Annotated in this window: 17 protein-coding genes and 1 pseudogene; 15 read left to right on the top strand and 3 right to left on the bottom strand. The window is 69.1% G+C overall.

Annotation, left to right across the window (positions count from 1 at the left end; translation table 11 throughout):
* Positions 1–66: 66 nt before the first annotated feature.
* From AOK01_RS45450 to AOK01_RS28945, 3 genes are read right to left on the bottom strand one after another with little or no spacing between them, the layout of a single operon-like run.
* Complete coding sequence (locus AOK01_RS45450; RefSeq protein ID WP_245702456.1) at positions 67–1,116, bottom strand: hypothetical protein; 1,050 nt, start codon at positions 1,114–1,116, stop codon at positions 67–69.
* Positions 1,117–1,153: 37 nt separating this feature from the next.
* The gene (locus AOK01_RS28950) at positions 1,154–1,510 is read right to left on the bottom strand and encodes a hypothetical protein (protein ID WP_055516832.1); all 357 of its coding nucleotides are present in this window, start codon (positions 1,508–1,510) and stop codon (positions 1,154–1,156) included.
* Between the two features lie 42 nt (positions 1,511–1,552).
* Positions 1,553–3,187 carry a hypothetical protein gene (locus AOK01_RS28945; protein WP_245702455.1) on the bottom strand — a complete coding sequence of 545 codons (1,635 nt, stop codon included), beginning with the start codon at positions 3,185–3,187 and terminating at the stop codon, positions 1,553–1,555.
* Positions 3,188–3,279: 92 nt separating this feature from the next.
* On the opposite strand from AOK01_RS28945, the gene AOK01_RS28940 reads away from it, so the two are divergent.
* The 15 genes and pseudogenes from AOK01_RS28940 (at position 3,280) to AOK01_RS28880 (ending at position 15,097) form a co-directional block, all read left to right on the top strand.
* Positions 3,280–3,453, top strand: coding sequence for a hypothetical protein (locus tag AOK01_RS28940; protein WP_245702454.1), 174 nt, complete (start codon positions 3,280–3,282; stop codon positions 3,451–3,453).
* A 483-nt stretch (positions 3,454–3,936) separates the two neighbouring features.
* Complete coding sequence (locus AOK01_RS45445) at positions 3,937–4,713, top strand: hypothetical protein (RefSeq protein WP_245702453.1); 777 nt, start codon at positions 3,937–3,939, stop codon at positions 4,711–4,713.
* Between the two features lie 66 nt (positions 4,714–4,779).
* The gene (locus AOK01_RS45440; RefSeq protein WP_245702452.1) at positions 4,780–5,088 is read left to right on the top strand and encodes a hypothetical protein; all 309 of its coding nucleotides are present in this window, start codon (positions 4,780–4,782) and stop codon (positions 5,086–5,088) included.
* Between the two features lie 42 nt (positions 5,089–5,130).
* Complete coding sequence (locus AOK01_RS28930) at positions 5,131–5,640, top strand: hypothetical protein (protein ID WP_245702451.1); 510 nt, start codon at positions 5,131–5,133, stop codon at positions 5,638–5,640.
* Positions 5,641–5,952: 312 nt separating this feature from the next.
* Positions 5,953–6,744: a hypothetical protein gene (locus AOK01_RS28925; protein ID WP_245702450.1), complete on the top strand. Its 792-nt coding sequence runs from the start codon at positions 5,953–5,955 to the stop codon at positions 6,742–6,744.
* A gap of 242 nt (positions 6,745–6,986) precedes the next feature.
* A pseudogene (locus AOK01_RS28920) lies at positions 6,987–7,735 on the top strand (transposase).
* Positions 7,736–7,811: 76 nt separating this feature from the next.
* Positions 7,812–8,036, top strand: a complete 225-nt coding sequence (locus tag AOK01_RS46650) for a hypothetical protein (protein ID WP_079103841.1) — start codon at positions 7,812–7,814, stop codon at positions 8,034–8,036.
* A 419-nt stretch (positions 8,037–8,455) separates the two neighbouring features.
* Complete coding sequence (locus AOK01_RS28915) at positions 8,456–8,653, top strand: integrase (protein ID WP_245702457.1); 198 nt, start codon at positions 8,456–8,458, stop codon at positions 8,651–8,653.
* A gap of 76 nt (positions 8,654–8,729) precedes the next feature.
* A complete protein-coding gene (locus AOK01_RS28910) occupies positions 8,730–9,542 on the top strand; it encodes a HipA family kinase (RefSeq protein ID WP_055516822.1) in 813 nt (270 codons plus the stop codon).
* Complete coding sequence (locus AOK01_RS28905; protein ID WP_055516820.1) at positions 9,539–9,940, top strand: DUF3037 domain-containing protein; 402 nt, start codon at positions 9,539–9,541, stop codon at positions 9,938–9,940. The genes AOK01_RS28910 and AOK01_RS28905 overlap by 4 nt, the downstream gene beginning before the upstream one ends.
* A gap of 192 nt (positions 9,941–10,132) precedes the next feature.
* Positions 10,133–10,894: a 3-oxoacyl-ACP reductase FabG gene (fabG, locus tag AOK01_RS28900; RefSeq protein WP_055516818.1), complete on the top strand. Its 762-nt coding sequence runs from the start codon at positions 10,133–10,135 to the stop codon at positions 10,892–10,894.
* A 31-nt stretch (positions 10,895–10,925) separates the two neighbouring features.
* Positions 10,926–11,684 (top strand): SDR family oxidoreductase, encoded by a 759-nt coding sequence (locus AOK01_RS28895; protein ID WP_055516816.1) that lies wholly within the window; start codon positions 10,926–10,928, stop codon positions 11,682–11,684.
* A gap of 324 nt (positions 11,685–12,008) precedes the next feature.
* Positions 12,009–13,589 carry an ABC transporter substrate-binding protein gene (locus tag AOK01_RS28890; protein ID WP_055516814.1) on the top strand — a complete coding sequence of 527 codons (1,581 nt, stop codon included), beginning with the start codon at positions 12,009–12,011 and terminating at the stop codon, positions 13,587–13,589.
* Positions 13,590–13,690: 101 nt separating this feature from the next.
* Complete coding sequence (ung, locus tag AOK01_RS28885) at positions 13,691–14,374, top strand: uracil-DNA glycosylase (RefSeq protein WP_055516813.1); 684 nt, start codon at positions 13,691–13,693, stop codon at positions 14,372–14,374.
* 147 nt (positions 14,375–14,521) lie between these two features.
* Complete coding sequence (locus AOK01_RS28880) at positions 14,522–15,097, top strand: hypothetical protein (protein WP_055516811.1); 576 nt, start codon at positions 14,522–14,524, stop codon at positions 15,095–15,097.
* Positions 15,098–15,300 lie beyond the last annotated feature (203 nt).

The raw sequence follows: 15,300 nt of genomic DNA, 5'->3' as shown, positions 1-15,300 counted from the left end.
CTGTGCCCGGTGCGGCGAGAGTGCGTGCCGGGCGTCGCGACGCCGCGGAGATCCATCAGAAGGGCCCTAGTCCAGGGAGACGGGCTCGCAGACGTGTGGTGGGCAGAAGCCCTCCAGCGCGGTGTCCAGCAGTTCCAGTTCGTCCGCGCCGCCGTTCGCCTCCGGGCCGTAGACGGCTATCGCGAACCTGTCGCCGCCGTCCACGACGAAGCGCGCGTCGTAGACGTGCCAGATGCCCACGTCGGGGGCGTTCTTGACGGAGTCCGCGAGGTACTCCAGCCGCAGGCCGGTGAACCGGCCGTCGGCCAGGGGCTGGAGGTCGAGTTCCCGGAAGCCGGGTGCCTTCGTGACCCGGTCGGACAGGAACTCGTCGAAGGACGCCTGCGGGGTGGCCTCCTTCACCTGGTACACCTGGATCCGGTGCTCGCGGTCGGGGCTGTCGTAGGTGACGACCGCGATGCCGAACTGCGACGGCGCGGTCTCGCGCGACCACCCGACGGGGAGCCCGACGCGGAAACCCTCCTGGTCGTCGTACAGCTCGTACCCGGCGTCCAGCTCGGGCACCGAGGCGGACGCCCCCACGGTCGGCTCCTCCGATGCCGATGCCGATGCCGATGCAGATGCCGACGCCGTGTACGGATCGCTCTGCTGCGAGGCGGTGGCCACCGGCGACGAACTCGACGCGGTCGACGGCTTGTCACCGCCCCCGACAACGGTCGTCAGCACCAGCGCCACGGCGACCACGACAACGACGGCTCCACCGACGACGGACCACACGAGCCGGCGGTTGCCGCCGCCGGCCGCCGGGGCCGGTACCGGGACGAAGGCGGGCTGTCCGACGATCGGCTCGTCCGGCGACCAGATGCCGTCGGAGCCGTCGTGGGCTCTCGGCCCGTGCCAAGTGCCTCCCTCACCGGTTCCGGGCCAGTCGGCCGAAGGAGGAGGCGGGGACGCTGACGGGGACGGGGACGATGCCTGCCACGGCCCGCTCGGCGAGGGCGGTGCATACCCCGGCCGGCTCGGCGGCGGTGTCGGCGGCGCCGCCGACCCGCCCCCGCCGTCGCCCTCCTCCCAGCGCTGGGTCTCGTCGTTCCAGTACCGCGCTCCACCGCCCATCCCGTCCCCCTTCGCTCCGCGCCGGCAGCAGGCCGGCCTACATCCCCAGCAACCCGGCCACCGCCCCGGCCGACGCGACCAGACCCACCAAGGCCTGCGAGTCGTCGAGGAGTTGACGCAGCCGCTCACGCCGCGTCGGCGCCGCCCGGCCGGTCGTGACGATCTCCTCCTCCGTCTCCGCGAGGGCCGTGTCGAGGGCGGCCGTGGCGTCGGATGCCCGCAACCTCGTGAGATCCGCGCGGAGTTCTCGTACGGCGATCAGGAGCTCCTCCGCGGCCTGGTCCCGGGGGACGGCCGCGCCCTGGTTCATCTCGGCGCGCGCGTGGTTGCCGACGGCGAACGCGCTGCCGTGCACCCCGCCGCTGATGTGGATGCCCGGTTCGTCCCTGGCCATCGCTACCGGCCCCCTTCCGTGACACGACTCCCGTGCCGCCGCTCATGAGTTGAAGATCGCGGTGGCCCCGTCGCCCGCCGCGAGACTGCTGTTGTGCACGTCGCCCTCGTTGTAGATGCCGTAGTTGTGCACGACCTTCTGGACGAACTCGCCGGTCTCGTAACCGCATTCGGCCAGCGCGGTCGTCACTCCGTTCGCCACCCGGTCCTGGATGCTCCGGAGGTAGCGGGTGCGATCCATCCCCTGGAAGAGCGACGAGTCCTCCGCCGAGCCCAGTTCCCGCACCGACAGTGCCGGACCGTCGGGCAGCGCGCCCGCGTACCCGCCGGTCAGCAGCCGCCACACGGAGCCGAGCCAGCGGCCCAGGACGACGAGCGAGCGCACCGCGGACCCGGGCACCCGCACCAGGGCCCAGACGGCCTTGCCGAGCACGTTGTTGTGCCGGTGGTTGTGTGCCGTGCGGTCGGCGTCCTCGAAGTCCTCGCGGACCGGCAGCAGTACATGCGGGGCGATCTCCAGCATCAGCATCTGGCCCTGGGTGTGCACGCGCACGAACACCGTGACGACCAGCTCCTCCTCCCAGCCGCCGACGCGCACACGCAGGAAGTGCCGGCGGCGCTCGCCGCCCTCCTCGACCGCGCGGGCCCGGTGTTCCTCGAAGACCTGCGGGTGGTACGGCGCCTCCTCGCGCCGGCGAAGCCCCTCGACGGGCAGGAACACGCACTCGTCGATCTCCAGCCGACGCAGCCGGTCCCTGACCGGATACCCCGCGAACTCCGAAGGCTGCCGCAGCTGTTCGAGCAGCGGCCGGATCTTCTCCAGGATCGCCCGGTTGTTCAGGGGCAGTTGCTTTTTCTTCTTGTCGGGCTTCAGCTCGACGGCGATCACCCAGGTGTCGAAGGCGAGCCCGGCCCCGCAGAAGGGGCGCTGCTCGTGGTACATGACCAGCGGGGCGTGCTGCTCGGTCCGGATGCGCTCCTTGAGGCGCTGGAACCGCGGCGACTCGTCCTGCTCGGCGGGGTCGCCGGCGATGTCCGGGAAGCGCCGCGGGGACAGCTCGGCGTCCAGCGCGCGGGCGAACCGGCCGCGCTGCACGGCGATGCACAGGGCGATCAGCGCGAAGAGGACGAGCACGAGCCAGGCCCGCCAGACCTCGATCCCTCCGGCCGCCTCGGCCAGGACGCGGAGCAGCGCGTCGACCCAGCCGTCCACGTCGCTGCTCGACGAGTCGTACGGATCGTTCTCCTTCCCGGCCCCGCACGCGGCGACGAGGGTGACGAGCAGGAAGAAGGCGAAAGTGAACCGGCCCGACCAGCGGAGCCAGAGAGCGGGCAGCCGGCGGTACAGCGGCGGCTGCGCGGCACGGCCCCGGATCCGCGAGGCGAGGGCGAGCATCAGGCTGGGCACGAGGAACATGAACAGCAGTGCGCCGATCAGCGGCAGCCCGACCACCCACAGGCCCAGGATCAGCCCGGCCCACAGCAGCTCCTGGCGGCGGGCGCGCAGGGCGTGGGCGAGGACGCGGGCCGCGTCCAGGCCCAGCGAGGGCGCCACGATCCGCTGTTCGTTGAGATGCAGTTGCTCGATGACCTGGTCGCGGTACCGCGGATCCAGGTAGGTGCCCGCGCAGAGCAGCCTGGTCGCCTCGCTGGCGTGTGGTGGTGGTGTGGTACTCACGCCGCGTCCCCCGATGCGTGCGAAACCTCAGACCAAACAATGTTGTTGGCGAACCATCAGCATAGGGCGGCGGGCCGTCCGGGGGGACCGGATTGACAACCATCGAATCCTTCGGCTGCGAGATCGGCGACCTCCTGATCCCCGAGCCGGAGAAGGTACACCGCCCCGGCCAGGAGGAGACGGTCCGGGCCGCTGTCGGCTCGGGGACCGTCGCGCCGAGGGTGATCCCCAAGCGCCGGGACGGCCGGTCGCTACCGCCGGAGTGAGTCGATGGCACGCTTCCCGAAGGGCTACGTCAAGCCGACCAGTTCCTGCCCGGGCTGCCTGGCCTGGGGCGACTTCCGCGGACGGCTCTGCCCCGCCTGCTACATGTTCGGCCGGGGGCACGACGCGGCGGAATGCGCTGGCTGCCGTCGCGCCCAGCCACTGAAGTGGGATTGCTGCCGCTTGTGCTGGTGCCAGGCCTGCCTCGGCGCGAAGACAGCCGACGGCCGGCCAGCGGAAGGGGCATACGTGCGGGAGCGGCTCACCGCCGTCCGACACCAACAGCTGTTCTTCGTCGGGCTGCACTACCGCAGAAGACCGACGCCTCCAGCCCGGCGGAAGGGAGGACGGCGTGGTCCCCCGTGCAAACTGCCTCCCGCGCCGGCTCGGCGTCCGGACCCCGGCTGGCGGCAGCCGCCGTTGTTCGACCGGATCCCCCGGGACTTCAGCCGACTCGACCCGGTCGACGCCGACATGGCCAGCCCATGGCCAGCCCATGGCTGGCCTGGGCGAAGTACCTCGCCCCCCGGCTCGCCGAGGCCCGCGGTTGGGGACGCAACATCCGCTTCGCCGTCAACCGGGGCCTGGCCGTCGTCCTCACCGGCCACGTCTCAGGCGACGTGATCCGGCATACCGAGATCTTCGCCCCGCTGCGGGCCCTGGACCTGCCCGTCGGCCACGTCGTCACGGTCCTGAAGGAGATGGGCATCTTCGAGGACGACAGCGAACCGTCCTTCGAGCGCTGGCTCATTGAGCGTCTGGAAGGACTCGCACCCGGCATTCGCTCGGAAGCCGAGCGCTGGACCCGCGTCCTGCGCGATGGCAGCTCCCGCAGTCTCCCGCGCAGGGAGGGCATGGTCTGGCTCTCCCTCAACCAGGTCCGTCCGGCCCTGCTGGAATGGTCGAAGCACTACGACCACCTGCGGGAGGTGACTCGCGACGATGTCCTCGCCCACGTCAAGGCGCTGCACGGTCACCAGCGGCGTGATCAGCTTGTCGCTCTGCGGTCCCTGCTCACCTGGGCCAAGCGTCAGGGGCTGATCTTCCGCAACCCCACGAGCCGAATCAAGGTCGGTCAGAGCGAGTACGCCGTGTTGCAACCTCTCCTCCCTGAGCAGGTCGAGCGCTCCGTCGGAGCTGCGACGACGCCGGCGGCGCGGCTTGTCCTCGCTCTCGCGGCGGTCCACGCCGCGCTCTCGCGGCGGTCCACGCCGCCCGGGTGGCCCAGATTGCCGCCCTCATGCTCGACGACGCGACGTTGACCTCGGCAACCGCGGCTGACCATTGCTGGACGCGCCCGGCTTCTCGAAGACCTCACTCTGAAGCTCATGGTGGAGTGGCTGGACTACCGGCGCCGTCGGTGGCCCAGCACCGCGAACCTCCACCTGCTGATCGATAACCAGACCGCCAACACGACCAGCCGGGCCAGCAACCACTGGATCAGTGCTCCGCTGCGGGGACAGGACGCCACCCTGGAACGGCTCCGCGTTGACCGGCAGCTCGAAGAGGCCCTGACCCACGGGCCTGACCCACTGCATCTTGCCGAAGTCTTCGGGCTCGACGAGAAGACCGCGATGCGCTACGCGGACTCCCCACGAGCTCGGCTGGAACAGGCCGCTGAACAGGACCTTCGATGAAATCTGGTCGACCTGGACGCACCGAGAAGGGATCATGGACGAGTGACGTCGACCGAAGCAGCAGCAATCGCTCTACAGGACCATGCCGCTCTTTGGGGCATGGGGGAAATCCGCGCGACCGACGTGGTAAATGCCGCCTGTGATGCGCTCGTCGCCGGACTCGACACCCCCGGCCTTCGAATGCTCGCCGCCTGCACGCGTGCCGAGGCGGACTACGACGTCCACGACCTGCTTCCCGCAGCACTCGACGAACTCGGCCTCGCCTTCTATCCGGTGGGCAGCGAGGCCGGTCAGGAAGCTGCTGCCCGAGCCCTCGCACGCCGCATGCTCGCCAGAGAGCTCACGCCTCGGGAGTTCACCTTCCGGATTCACCAGTGCCACGGACATGAGCTGCCCCTGACCGAGCGCCTCGCTGAACTCGACGACGAGTACGACATCCTCGAATACGGCGACAGAACTGTGGACCAGGTCGATGCCGAGGTCACCGCCGAAGCCCGCCGCCTCGCAGCCCCTCCCACGTTTCCCGCCGAACCCACGGATTCGCCCAGCTGATGCACACGGACCGACCCGCGAGTTCCCGCTGAAGAAACTTCGGTTTCCCTGAACCCCGCGGGCCTCTACGGCCTCGGGGACCATCGGTACAGCGGTTGTCGGTGAGAACGATCATGGTCGTCTAGCACAGCGATCCACTTCGCCGCTGGGGTTGTGAATCGGCTCCGGGCCTGCTCGGGGGCTGGCTACGGTCCGGCTCGTGCCGGTGGAAGTTCTGAGCGATCGCCGGAGCAAGCCGAGGCGTTGGCGTGCTGGCACACCCGTGATCCGCTGGGCCGCAACCGCTGACGTCCCAGCCTTGTCTTCAGCCTAATGACAGTCAGTCGGAAGTCACGATCTGCCCAGAATGATCGGGAGTCGCGGCTGTGGAAGGTTGGCTGGGCGCTGGGCCTCGCCTTCGCCGCCGCGGTCGTGGTCGCGGGCGGCATCTTCTACGGCCTGGTGGTGCTGCTGGACTTCAAGGAGATCGACAGCACCGCGAAGCTCGACGCGAAGACCCTCTTCGACCTGGTGAAACTCTCCTTCGGGGTGGTCGCCGGGGCCGGTGCGCTCGTCGCCCTGGTCGTCGCCTACCGCCGCCAGCGCGTCGACGAGGCCGGCGCCCACCGCGAAGCCACCCGCCTCCACACCGAACGCTTCTCCCAAGCCGTCGACAAACTCGGCTCGGACTCCCCAGCCGTCCGGCTCGGCGGGGTCCACGCCCTAGCAGGTCTTGCCGACGACGCCCCTGACGACAGCCTGCGACAGACGTGCATTGATGTTCTGTGCGCCTACCTGCAGCTCCCCTTCACCTCCGACCCCGGTGGCGACCCAGCCCACCAAGAGGAACACCACCGCTATCTAGCGAATCGCAAGGTCCGGCACACGATTCTGCGCCTCATCGGTGACCACTACCGACGCCCCAAGGGAACACCTCGCTCCTGGCAGGGCTGCGATCTCGACCTCACCGGCGTCACCATCGACGGTGACATTGACTTCACCGGCGCGGTGTTCTCCAGCGGCCAGGTGTCCTTCAACGGCGCGGTGGGTCGGCTCCCGATGGGCTTCTCACTGCTGTCGGCACTCCCGTTCCTGCGACGGTCTGGCTTCCTCCCGCTTGGGTAACCCCAGGTTCGTAGCTCCGTTGGTGCTAGACGACCATGATCGTTCTCACCGATAACCGCTGTACCGATGTTCCTACCGACGCCAATGCAAGTGACGCACCGAAATGTTGATCACTGAGCCTTTTCAGCGTGGCCACCGATCGAGTGACGACCGGGTCATGCGGTGGGTGTGCGAAACGGACAGGGCTCCCGTGCCGTTGAGAGAGGTGTTCGACGTCTCAACTCAGCAGCACGGAAGCCCTGTTGGTTCCGTATCCTGCCGCACTCGACCTGCCTCACGCTTTGGTCGAGTGGGTCACGATGCTCATCGTCACCGCGAGGGTGACCGGCGGTGCAAGCTCCCGCCGCACCGGCGTGCGCTCGTCGCACTCGTGTACCTGCGCAGCCACGACACCCTTGCCCGCCTCGCGGCCGGCTTCGGCATATCCGTCGGCACCGCCCACGCCTACGTCACCGCCGTCACCGGCCTGCTCGCCGACCGCGCACCCGGCCTGCTGAAGACCCTGCGCGAGCACGAACCAGACTTCGTCCTTCTCGACGGCACGCTCGCCGAGTGCGGCCGGGTCGGCGACAGCCGAGGCGACTACTCCGCCAAGCACCGCCGCCACGGCGTGAACATCCAGGTCGTCACCGATCCCGCCGGGAAAGTGCTGTGGATCTCGCCCGCCCTGCCGGGCCGCACCCACGACCTGACCGCCGCCCGCACCCAGCGCATCATCCGGATCTGCGAACGCCAGGGCGTCCCAATCCTCGCCGACCGCGCCTACACCGGCGCCGGCCCCTGGGTCACCACCGGTCTCAAACGCCCGCCCGGCGGTGAGCTCACCCCCACCCAACGCACCCTCAATCGCGCCCTCGCCCAAGCACGAGCCCCCGTCGAACGCGGCATAGCACGACTGAAGTCCTGGCAGATCTTTCGCAGATCCCGCATCAGCCCCAACCGCATGACCGTCATCGCCAAGGCCGTCCTCACCCTGGAGAGGCAACGCTGAAAACGCTCACTGGGCGCCGGGGAGAGGCGGTGCTCCGAAGACTCAGGACAACCAGGAGCGTAAAGCGCGCCTCCACATCATTCCGCACCTGGGTCGGTTCCCTCTCAAGAACATCAGGGCGGCGGATCTGCGCGCGTACATAGCCAAGCTGGCGTCAACCGTCTCCTCGGTCGACTACCAGCGCGGCATTCTATCCGAGCTCCCCTCCATTCTGGAGGCGGCTGTCGATGAGCGATGTGATCAACCCGCGCAACCGAATAGCCGTCGTCCTCGGTCTGGGGTGCGGTCTGCGTCAGGGTGAGGTGTTCGGATTGAGCCCGGAGGACGTCGACTACGCGAGAAACGTGATTAATGTCCGCCGCCAGGTACAGGCGATCGGGGGAAGGCTGTACTTCACCCTGCCGAAGGGGGCAAAGACCCGTGTCGTCGACATGCCCTCTTCGGTTGCGGAGGAGTTGAAGCTACATGTCGAAGCGTTTCCGCCGGTGGAAGTGGAGCTTCCGCGGGGAAAGCCGCAGAGGCAGGAGAAGAAGTTCTCGCTGCTGCTCAGCACACGGTTCGGTAATGCCGTCGCGGTGAATACGTGGAATACCTACACCTGGAAGCCCGCTGGCCAAGGCCGGCCTCATCCCGCCGCGAGCCGAAGGAGCGAAGCCCTGGCAGTGGGCGGCGGCCCCGAAGGACGGTTTCCATGTGCTGCGGCACACCTATGCCTCGCTCATGCTGGAGGCCGGAGAGTCCGTCGTCACCTTGGCGCGGTGGCTCGGGCACTCCTCGCCCGCGATCACCCTCGGTTACTATGCTCACTTCACGCCGGAGGCCGGAAGCAAGGGGCGCACCGCCATCGATGGATTGCTCGGGGAGCGGGGAGATCGACAGGTCGGCCGAAACTCCCCAGATTCTCCCCAGGCTCGTTGACGGATGATTTCCGTTGCTACGCCCCTCCGTAGGTGTCCGTTGATTGCAAGGTCAAGAAGACAGGTGGCCTGAGAAAATGCTGAGAGAGGTCACCGCGACTCGCTACATCACGTCCCTGCGTGAAGGCGGCTCGCTGCCGGGGCTCGTCGAGGCCGACGATCTCGGTACGTACGTCATGAAGTTCACCGGCGCCGGGCAGGGACGCAAGACACTCGTCGCGGAGGTCGTCTGTGGTGAACTCGCCCGTCGTCTGGGCCTGCGTGTGCCGGGACTGGTCGCGATCGGGCTCGATCCGGTCATCGGGCTCGGCGAACCGGACCAGGAAGTACAGGAGTTGCTCAAGTCGAGCGGCGGGCTGAACCTCGGGATGGACTTTCTCTCCCGGGCGATCGGATTCGACTCCCTTGCGCACCGGGTGAGCCCGGAAGAAGCAGGGAAGGTCGTCTGGTTCGACGCACTGGTCAACAATGTCGACCGTTCGTGGCGGAACCCCAACATGCTCGTCCGCGGCGGCGATCTGTGGCTCATCGACCACGGCGCCACCATGATCTGGCACCACAACTGGCCCGGCGCCCGGGCCTCGGCGGCCAAGCCGTACGACGCCTCCGACCACGCGCTCGCACCCTTCGGCCCCGACATCCGCGCCGCCGCAGTGGAGTTGGGGCCCCGCGTCACGGAGGAACTGCTCGCCGACGTGGTCGCCGCGATCCCCGAGGAATGGCTGAGGGACGAACCGGGCTTCGACTCGCCCGACGCACTCCGGCGCGCGTACGCAGAGCCGCTCCTCGCCCGGGCCGCCACCGTTCACGAGCGCATCCGCATCCAGGACCGTAACCAGGGCCGTGACCAGGACCGTAACCAGGGCCGCATCCAGAAGGGGACGACGTGAGCGAGCGCGACCGACGGGAGAGCCGCTTCGTCTACGAGTACGCGCTGCTGCGGGTCGTGCCGCGCGTCGAACGTGGGGAGTGCTTCAACGCGGGAGTGCTCGTGTACTGCCGCGCGAAGACCTTCGTGGCCGCCCGCACCCACCTCGACGAGACCAAGCTGCGCGCCCTCGACCCGGAGGCGGACGCATCGGCCGTGCGAGCCGCCCTGCGGGCCGTCGAGAGCGTCTGCGCCGGAGGCGCCGCGGCCGGACAGGCCGCGGGTGACGACGCCGGGCGGCGCTTTCGCTGGCTGATCGCGCCCCGGTCCACGGTCGTGCAGCCGGGGCCCGTCCACACCGGCCTCACGGCGGATCCCGCGGCCGAGACGGCACGGCTGCTCGACCTGCTGGTCAAGTAAGGGAACACCCTGCTGGTCCCGTAATGGATCACCTGTCGGCCGGGTAGTGGATCACACGGAAGCGGCTTGCCGTTGACACTGGGTGCCAAGGCTTCTAGCGTCTCGTCTGCTGAAGGTACTAAGCGGTCGCTCACCAGGGGCGTACCGTGAGAGCCGCTTCCAGGGCTTTTCCAAGGGCGAGGAGAACCAGCAATGTCCACCACTGAGCAGCGCGTCGCCGTAGTCACCGGTGCCGCGCGCGGCATCGGCGCCGCGACCGCCGTACGACTGGCCGCCGAGGGCCGTGCCGTCGCGGTGATCGACCTCGACGAGGCCGCGTGCAAGGACACCGTGGAGAAGATCACCGCCGCCGGTGGCAAGGCGATCGCGGTGGGCTGCGACGTCTCCGACGAGGCGCAGGTCGAGGCCGCCGTGACGCGGATCGCCCAGGAGCTCGGGGCGCCGACGATCCTGGTGAACAACGCGGGCGTGCTCCGCGACAACCTGCTGTTCAAGATGAGCGTGTCCGACTGGGACACGGTCCTGAACGTGCACCTGCGCGGCTCCTTCCTGATGACGCGGGCCGTCCAGAAGCACATGGTGGAAGCCAAGTTCGGCCGGGTCGTCAACCTCTCCTCGTCCTCGGCGCTCGGCAACCGCGGCCAGGTCAACTACTCCGCCGCCAAGGCCGGTCTGCAGGGCTTCACAAAGACCCTCGCGTTCGAGCTCGGCAAGTTCGGCGTCACCGCGAACGCCGTGGCGCCCGGCTTCATCGTGACCGACATGACAGCCGCCACCGCCGAGCGGGTCGGCATGGGCTTCGAGGAGTTCCAGGCCGCGGCCGCCACCCAGATCCCCGTCCAGCGCGTGGGCAACCCGGACGACATCGCCAATGCGATCGCCTTCTTCACGGGCGACGACGCCGGATTCGTCTCCGGCCAGGTGCTGTACGTGGCCGGCGGACCGCTCAACTAGGACCGTGGACCGAGGATCGAGGACTGAGGACATGACCACTGTGGAACTCTCGGGCAAGGTCGCCCTCGTCACCGGTGCCAGCCGCGGCATCGGTTACGGCATCGCCGAGGCACTGCTCGCCCGCGGCGACCGGGTGTGCATCACCGGCCGCAACGAGGACGCGCTGAAGGAGGCCGTCGAGCGGCTCGGCGCCGACCGTGTCATCGGTGTCGCGGGCAAGGCCCACGACGAGGCCCACCAGGCCGTCGCCGTCGAGCGCACGATGGAGGCGTTCGGCCGCATCGACTTCCTGGTCAACAACGCCGGTACGAACCCGGTGTTCGGGCCGATGGCCGACCTCGACCTGAACGTGGCACGGAAGGTGTTCGAGACCAACGTCGTCTCCGCGCTCGGCTTCGCCCAGCGGACGTGGAAGGCGTGGCAGAGCGCGAACGGCGGCGCGATCGTCAACATCGCCTCCCTCGCGGGCGTCTCGGCCTCGCCGTTCATCGGGGCGTACGGCATGAGCAAGGCCGCCATGGTCAACCTCACCCTTCAGCTGGGGCACGAGTTCGCGCCCCTGGTGCGGGTCAACGCGATCGCGCCCGCCGTGGTCAAGACGAAGTTCGCGCAGGCCCTGTACGAGGGCCGCGAGGCGGAGGCGGCCGCGGCCTATCCGCTCGGCAGGCTCGGTGTGCCGTCGGACATCGGGGGCGCCGCCGCGTTCCTCACCTCGGAGCAGTCGGACTGGATCACCGGGCAGACGCTCGTGGTCGACGGCGGCATCTTCCTCAACGCCGGCGTGTCCTGAGCGGAACGCCGACGTGCCCTGGGCGACGCCGGTCCCGGCCGCCCGGCGTGGCCGGTCCGGCAAAGAATCGACGATGTAAACCTTGTGTCGTACATGGGTTTTTCACGGGGCTTCCACTCGGAGATTTCACCCGTTGACGGATATGTTCCGCACTGATTTCAAACAAGAGCCGCAGAGCCGATAAAAATCCCACAGACATCCCACACACCCGCACAGATGATATTCGTGCACGTCAAGTGCCCCGCCGTCAGAGCCGTTCGACGCGCGGGGCGCTGCGATATGGTCCTGCCCACCTCATGGCAGGGCAGATCGAGGAGCGTGCGCGTGTTCAAGCGGAACCGGTCTCTGCGGCACTTGTCGGCGATCGCGTCCATATCCCTGATCACGGGATGCGGGGTGTTCTCCTCGGACTCCTCCGAGGGGGAGGGCCCGATCGTCGTGGGCACGACCAGCGCGCCCAGCACCCTCGACCCCGCCGCGTCCTGGGACGGCTCCTGGGAGTTGTTCCGCAACATCTACCAGACCCTCCTCAGCTACCCGGCCGGGTCGAGCGCGCCCGAGCCGGACGCCGCCGAACGCTGCCGCTTCACCGACGACTCGAAGCGCACGTACAGTTGCGTCCTGCGGGAGGGACTGTCCTTCTCGGACGGTCACGATGTGGACGCCGAGGCCGTGAAGTACTCCATCGACCGCATCCGGAAGATCGCCGTGGCCGGCGGCCCCGCGGGGCTCCTCGGCAGCCTGGACCGGGTCGACACCAAGGGTGACCGCGAGGTCGTCTTCCGCCTCAACAAGCCCGACGCCACGTTCCCGTTCGTGCTCGCCACACCCGCCATGTCGATCGTCGACCCCGAGGAGTATCCGGCCGACGCCCTGCGCGAGGACGGCAAGGTCACCGGGTCGGGACCGTACGGCCTGCAGTCCTACGAGGAGGGGCAGGAAGCCAGGCTCGTCCGTAACGACAACTACAAGGGTTACGCCGAACGCAAGAACCGTGCCGTCACCATCCGGTACTTCCAGGACTCGGACGAGATGGTCACCGCGCTGGAGAAACAGCAGATCGACGTGACCCTCCGGGGACTGGCCGCCACGGACGTCGTCGACCTTCAGGGCCGGCGGAGCAAGGACGACCTGCAGCTGGTGGAGACCGCGGGCACGGAGATCCGCTACCTGGTGTTCAACCCGAAGGACCGCTGGGCGCGGAAGGCCGCGGTCCGCAAGGCCGTCGCGCAGGTCGTCGACCGGCCGACCATCGCCCACACCGTCTACAAGGACACCGTCGAGCCGCTGTACTCCATGGTCCCGAGCGGACTGGCCGGCCACACCACGGGCTTCTTCGACGACTACGGCGCCCCCAGCACCTCCAAGGCCCGCCAGATCCTCCTGGAGGCGGGCATCGCCGAACGGGTGCCGCTCACCCTCTGGTACACGACGGACCGGTACGGCTCCACGACCAAGGCGGAGTTCGAGGAGCTCAGACGCCAGCTCAACGAGACCGGCCTGTTCAGCGTCACCGTCAAGGGCCGCCCCTGGAAGACGTACGAGGCGGGCTACCGCAAGGGCGAGTACCCCGTGTTCGGCCGTGGCTGGTTCCCCGACTTCCCGGACGCCGAGAACTTCATCGCGCCGTTCGTGGGCGAGCAGAACGCCCTCGGTACGCCGTACAAGTCCCCCCGGATCACGGACGTGCTGCTGCCCGAGTCGCGCCGTGAGAGCGACCGCGGGGACGTCGTCGAGCAGTTCAAGAAGGCCCAGGACATCCTGGTGGACGACGCGCGGCTGCTGCCGCTGTGGCAGGGCAAGCAGTACGTCGCCGCCAGTGAGGAGATCTCCGGCGTCGAGCGCTCCATCGACCCGTCGACGATCATGATGGTGTGGGAGCTGGCCCGCAAGACCAGCTGGTAGCGGGGGAGCCGACGGGTAGCCGACCGGTAGCCGGTCCGATTGTCAGTGGGCAGCGGTAGGTTCTGGGGACCGGAATCGACCGCAGATGTAAGGAAGTTCACGTGACCGACACCGCCATGCTGCCCGAGTCCTGGCGCGGCGTCCTGGGCGAAGAGCTGCAGAGCCCCTACTTCAAGGAGCTCACCGAGTTCGTCGAGGAGGAGCGCGAGAAGGGGCCCGTCTACCCGCCGCGCGACGAGGTCTTCGCCGCGCTCGACGCGACGCCGTACGAGCGCGTGAAGGTGCTCGTCCTCGGCCAGGACCCGTACCACGGCGAGGGCCAGGGCCATGGCCTGTGCTTCTCGGTCCGCCCCGGTGTGAAGACACCGCCCTCCCTGCGGAACATCTACAAGGAGATGAAGGAAGAGCTCGGCCACCCGGTGCCGGACAACGGCTATCTGCTGCCGTGGGCCGAGCAGGGCGTCCTGTTGCTCAACGCGGTGCTGACGGTGCGCTCCGGAGAGGCCAACTCGCACAAGGGCAAGGGCTGGGAGAAGTTCACGGACGCGGTGATCCGGGCCGTGGCCGACCGGCCCGACCCGGCGGTGTTCGTCCTGTGGGGCAACTACGCGCAGAAGAAGCTGCCGCTGATCGACGAGGAGCGGCACATCGTGGTCAAGGGCGCGCATCCCTCGCCGCTGTCCGCGAAGAAGTTCTTCGGCTCGCGGCCCTTCACCCAGATCGACGAGGCGGTCGCCAAGCAGGGGCACGCCCCGATCGACTGGCGGATTCCCGACCTCGGCTGAGGGCGTACGAGGCCGTCACCGGGGTGGCCCAGTGGTCCACGGGGCCGCCTGAGCTCGATTGTCCGTGCCTGCCATTAGCGTCGGAAGACGTGGCAGCGGCAGGCGCGGGCGCGCCGGCCGGCGGACGAGCGGGCGGAGGGCGACGCGGTGGCGGAGCGACAGGAGCAGGCGGCGGCGGACACGATGATGACCAGGATCGGACAGGTCGTCATGCTTCTCCACGGCGGCGACCGTGAGGAGGCCCGGGGCCGCTTCCTGGACCTGTGGGCGGAGATCGGCGAGGAGGGCGACGCGCTCCACCGCTGCACGCTCGCGCACTACATGGCCGACGCGCAGGACGACCCGTCGGACGAACTGGCCTGGGATCTACGGGCGTTGTCGGCGGCGGACGAACTCACGCAGGCGCGGGCGGCGGAGCGCCACCGGTCCCTCGCGGTGCGGACCTTCTACCCGTCCCTGCACCTGAACCTCGCCGCCGACTACGCGAAGCTCGGCCGCTCGGAGGCGGCCCGGGGCCATCTGGGCGTGGCGCGGGACAGCGTGGGCGTCCTCGGCGACGACGCCTACGGCGACGGAATCCGGGCCGGCATCGGCCGCCTGGAGTCGAGGCTGGACCGAGAAGGGCCGGGCGGGGAGGGATCGAACGGGGCGTCCGGACGTAGCCCGGGGCAGGAGCGCGGAGCGGGAGGGGACACGCTCGGACCGCCGCGCCGACACCCGTAGTCCGTGGCGCTCGGACCGGCAGCCGTAACCGTGGTGCCCGGACCTGGCCCAGCGGGCCGACCCCCGGTGGTGGCTCAGGGCTCGGGGTCAACGGCCGTAGGCGTCCTCGCAGATGGCCGCCTGCGGGCTGTCCGCCTGCCAGCCGCCGTACGTCTGGCCCAGGGCGCACACATCCGGGTTCGACGGCGGCGCGGGCGCGGGCA

The sequence above is a fragment of the Streptomyces aurantiacus genome (assembly GCF_001418335.1).
Taxonomy (GTDB): Bacteria; Actinomycetota; Actinomycetes; order Streptomycetales; family Streptomycetaceae; genus Streptomyces; species Streptomyces aurantiacus.
Note: the sequence above shows the minus strand (reverse complement) of the source record. Positions and strands in the feature narration are given on the sequence as shown.

What these genes read in the sequence shown, in the direction of transcription:
- AOK01_RS45450 (WP_245702456.1), bottom strand. Translation starts at nt 1,116, where the DNA reads ATGGGCGGTGGAGCGCGGTACTGGAACGACGAGACCCAGCGCTGGGAG.
- AOK01_RS28950 (WP_055516832.1), bottom strand. Translation starts at nt 1,510, where the DNA reads ATGGCCAGGGACGAACCGGGCATCCACATCAGCGGCGGGGTGCACGGC.
- AOK01_RS45445 (WP_245702453.1), top strand. Translation starts at nt 3,937, where the DNA reads ATGGCCAGCCCATGGCTGGCCTGGGCGAAGTACCTCGCCCCCCGGCTC.
- AOK01_RS45440 (WP_245702452.1), top strand. Translation starts at nt 4,780, where the DNA reads ATGGTGGAGTGGCTGGACTACCGGCGCCGTCGGTGGCCCAGCACCGCG.
- AOK01_RS28925 (WP_245702450.1), top strand. Translation starts at nt 5,953, where the DNA reads ATGACAGTCAGTCGGAAGTCACGATCTGCCCAGAATGATCGGGAGTCG.
- AOK01_RS28915 (WP_245702457.1), top strand. Translation starts at nt 8,456, where the DNA reads ATGCTGGAGGCCGGAGAGTCCGTCGTCACCTTGGCGCGGTGGCTCGGG.
- AOK01_RS28910 (WP_055516822.1), top strand. Translation starts at nt 8,730, where the DNA reads ATGCTGAGAGAGGTCACCGCGACTCGCTACATCACGTCCCTGCGTGAA.
- fabG (WP_055516818.1), top strand. Translation starts at nt 10,133, where the DNA reads ATGTCCACCACTGAGCAGCGCGTCGCCGTAGTCACCGGTGCCGCGCGC.
- AOK01_RS28895 (WP_055516816.1), top strand. Translation starts at nt 10,926, where the DNA reads ATGACCACTGTGGAACTCTCGGGCAAGGTCGCCCTCGTCACCGGTGCC.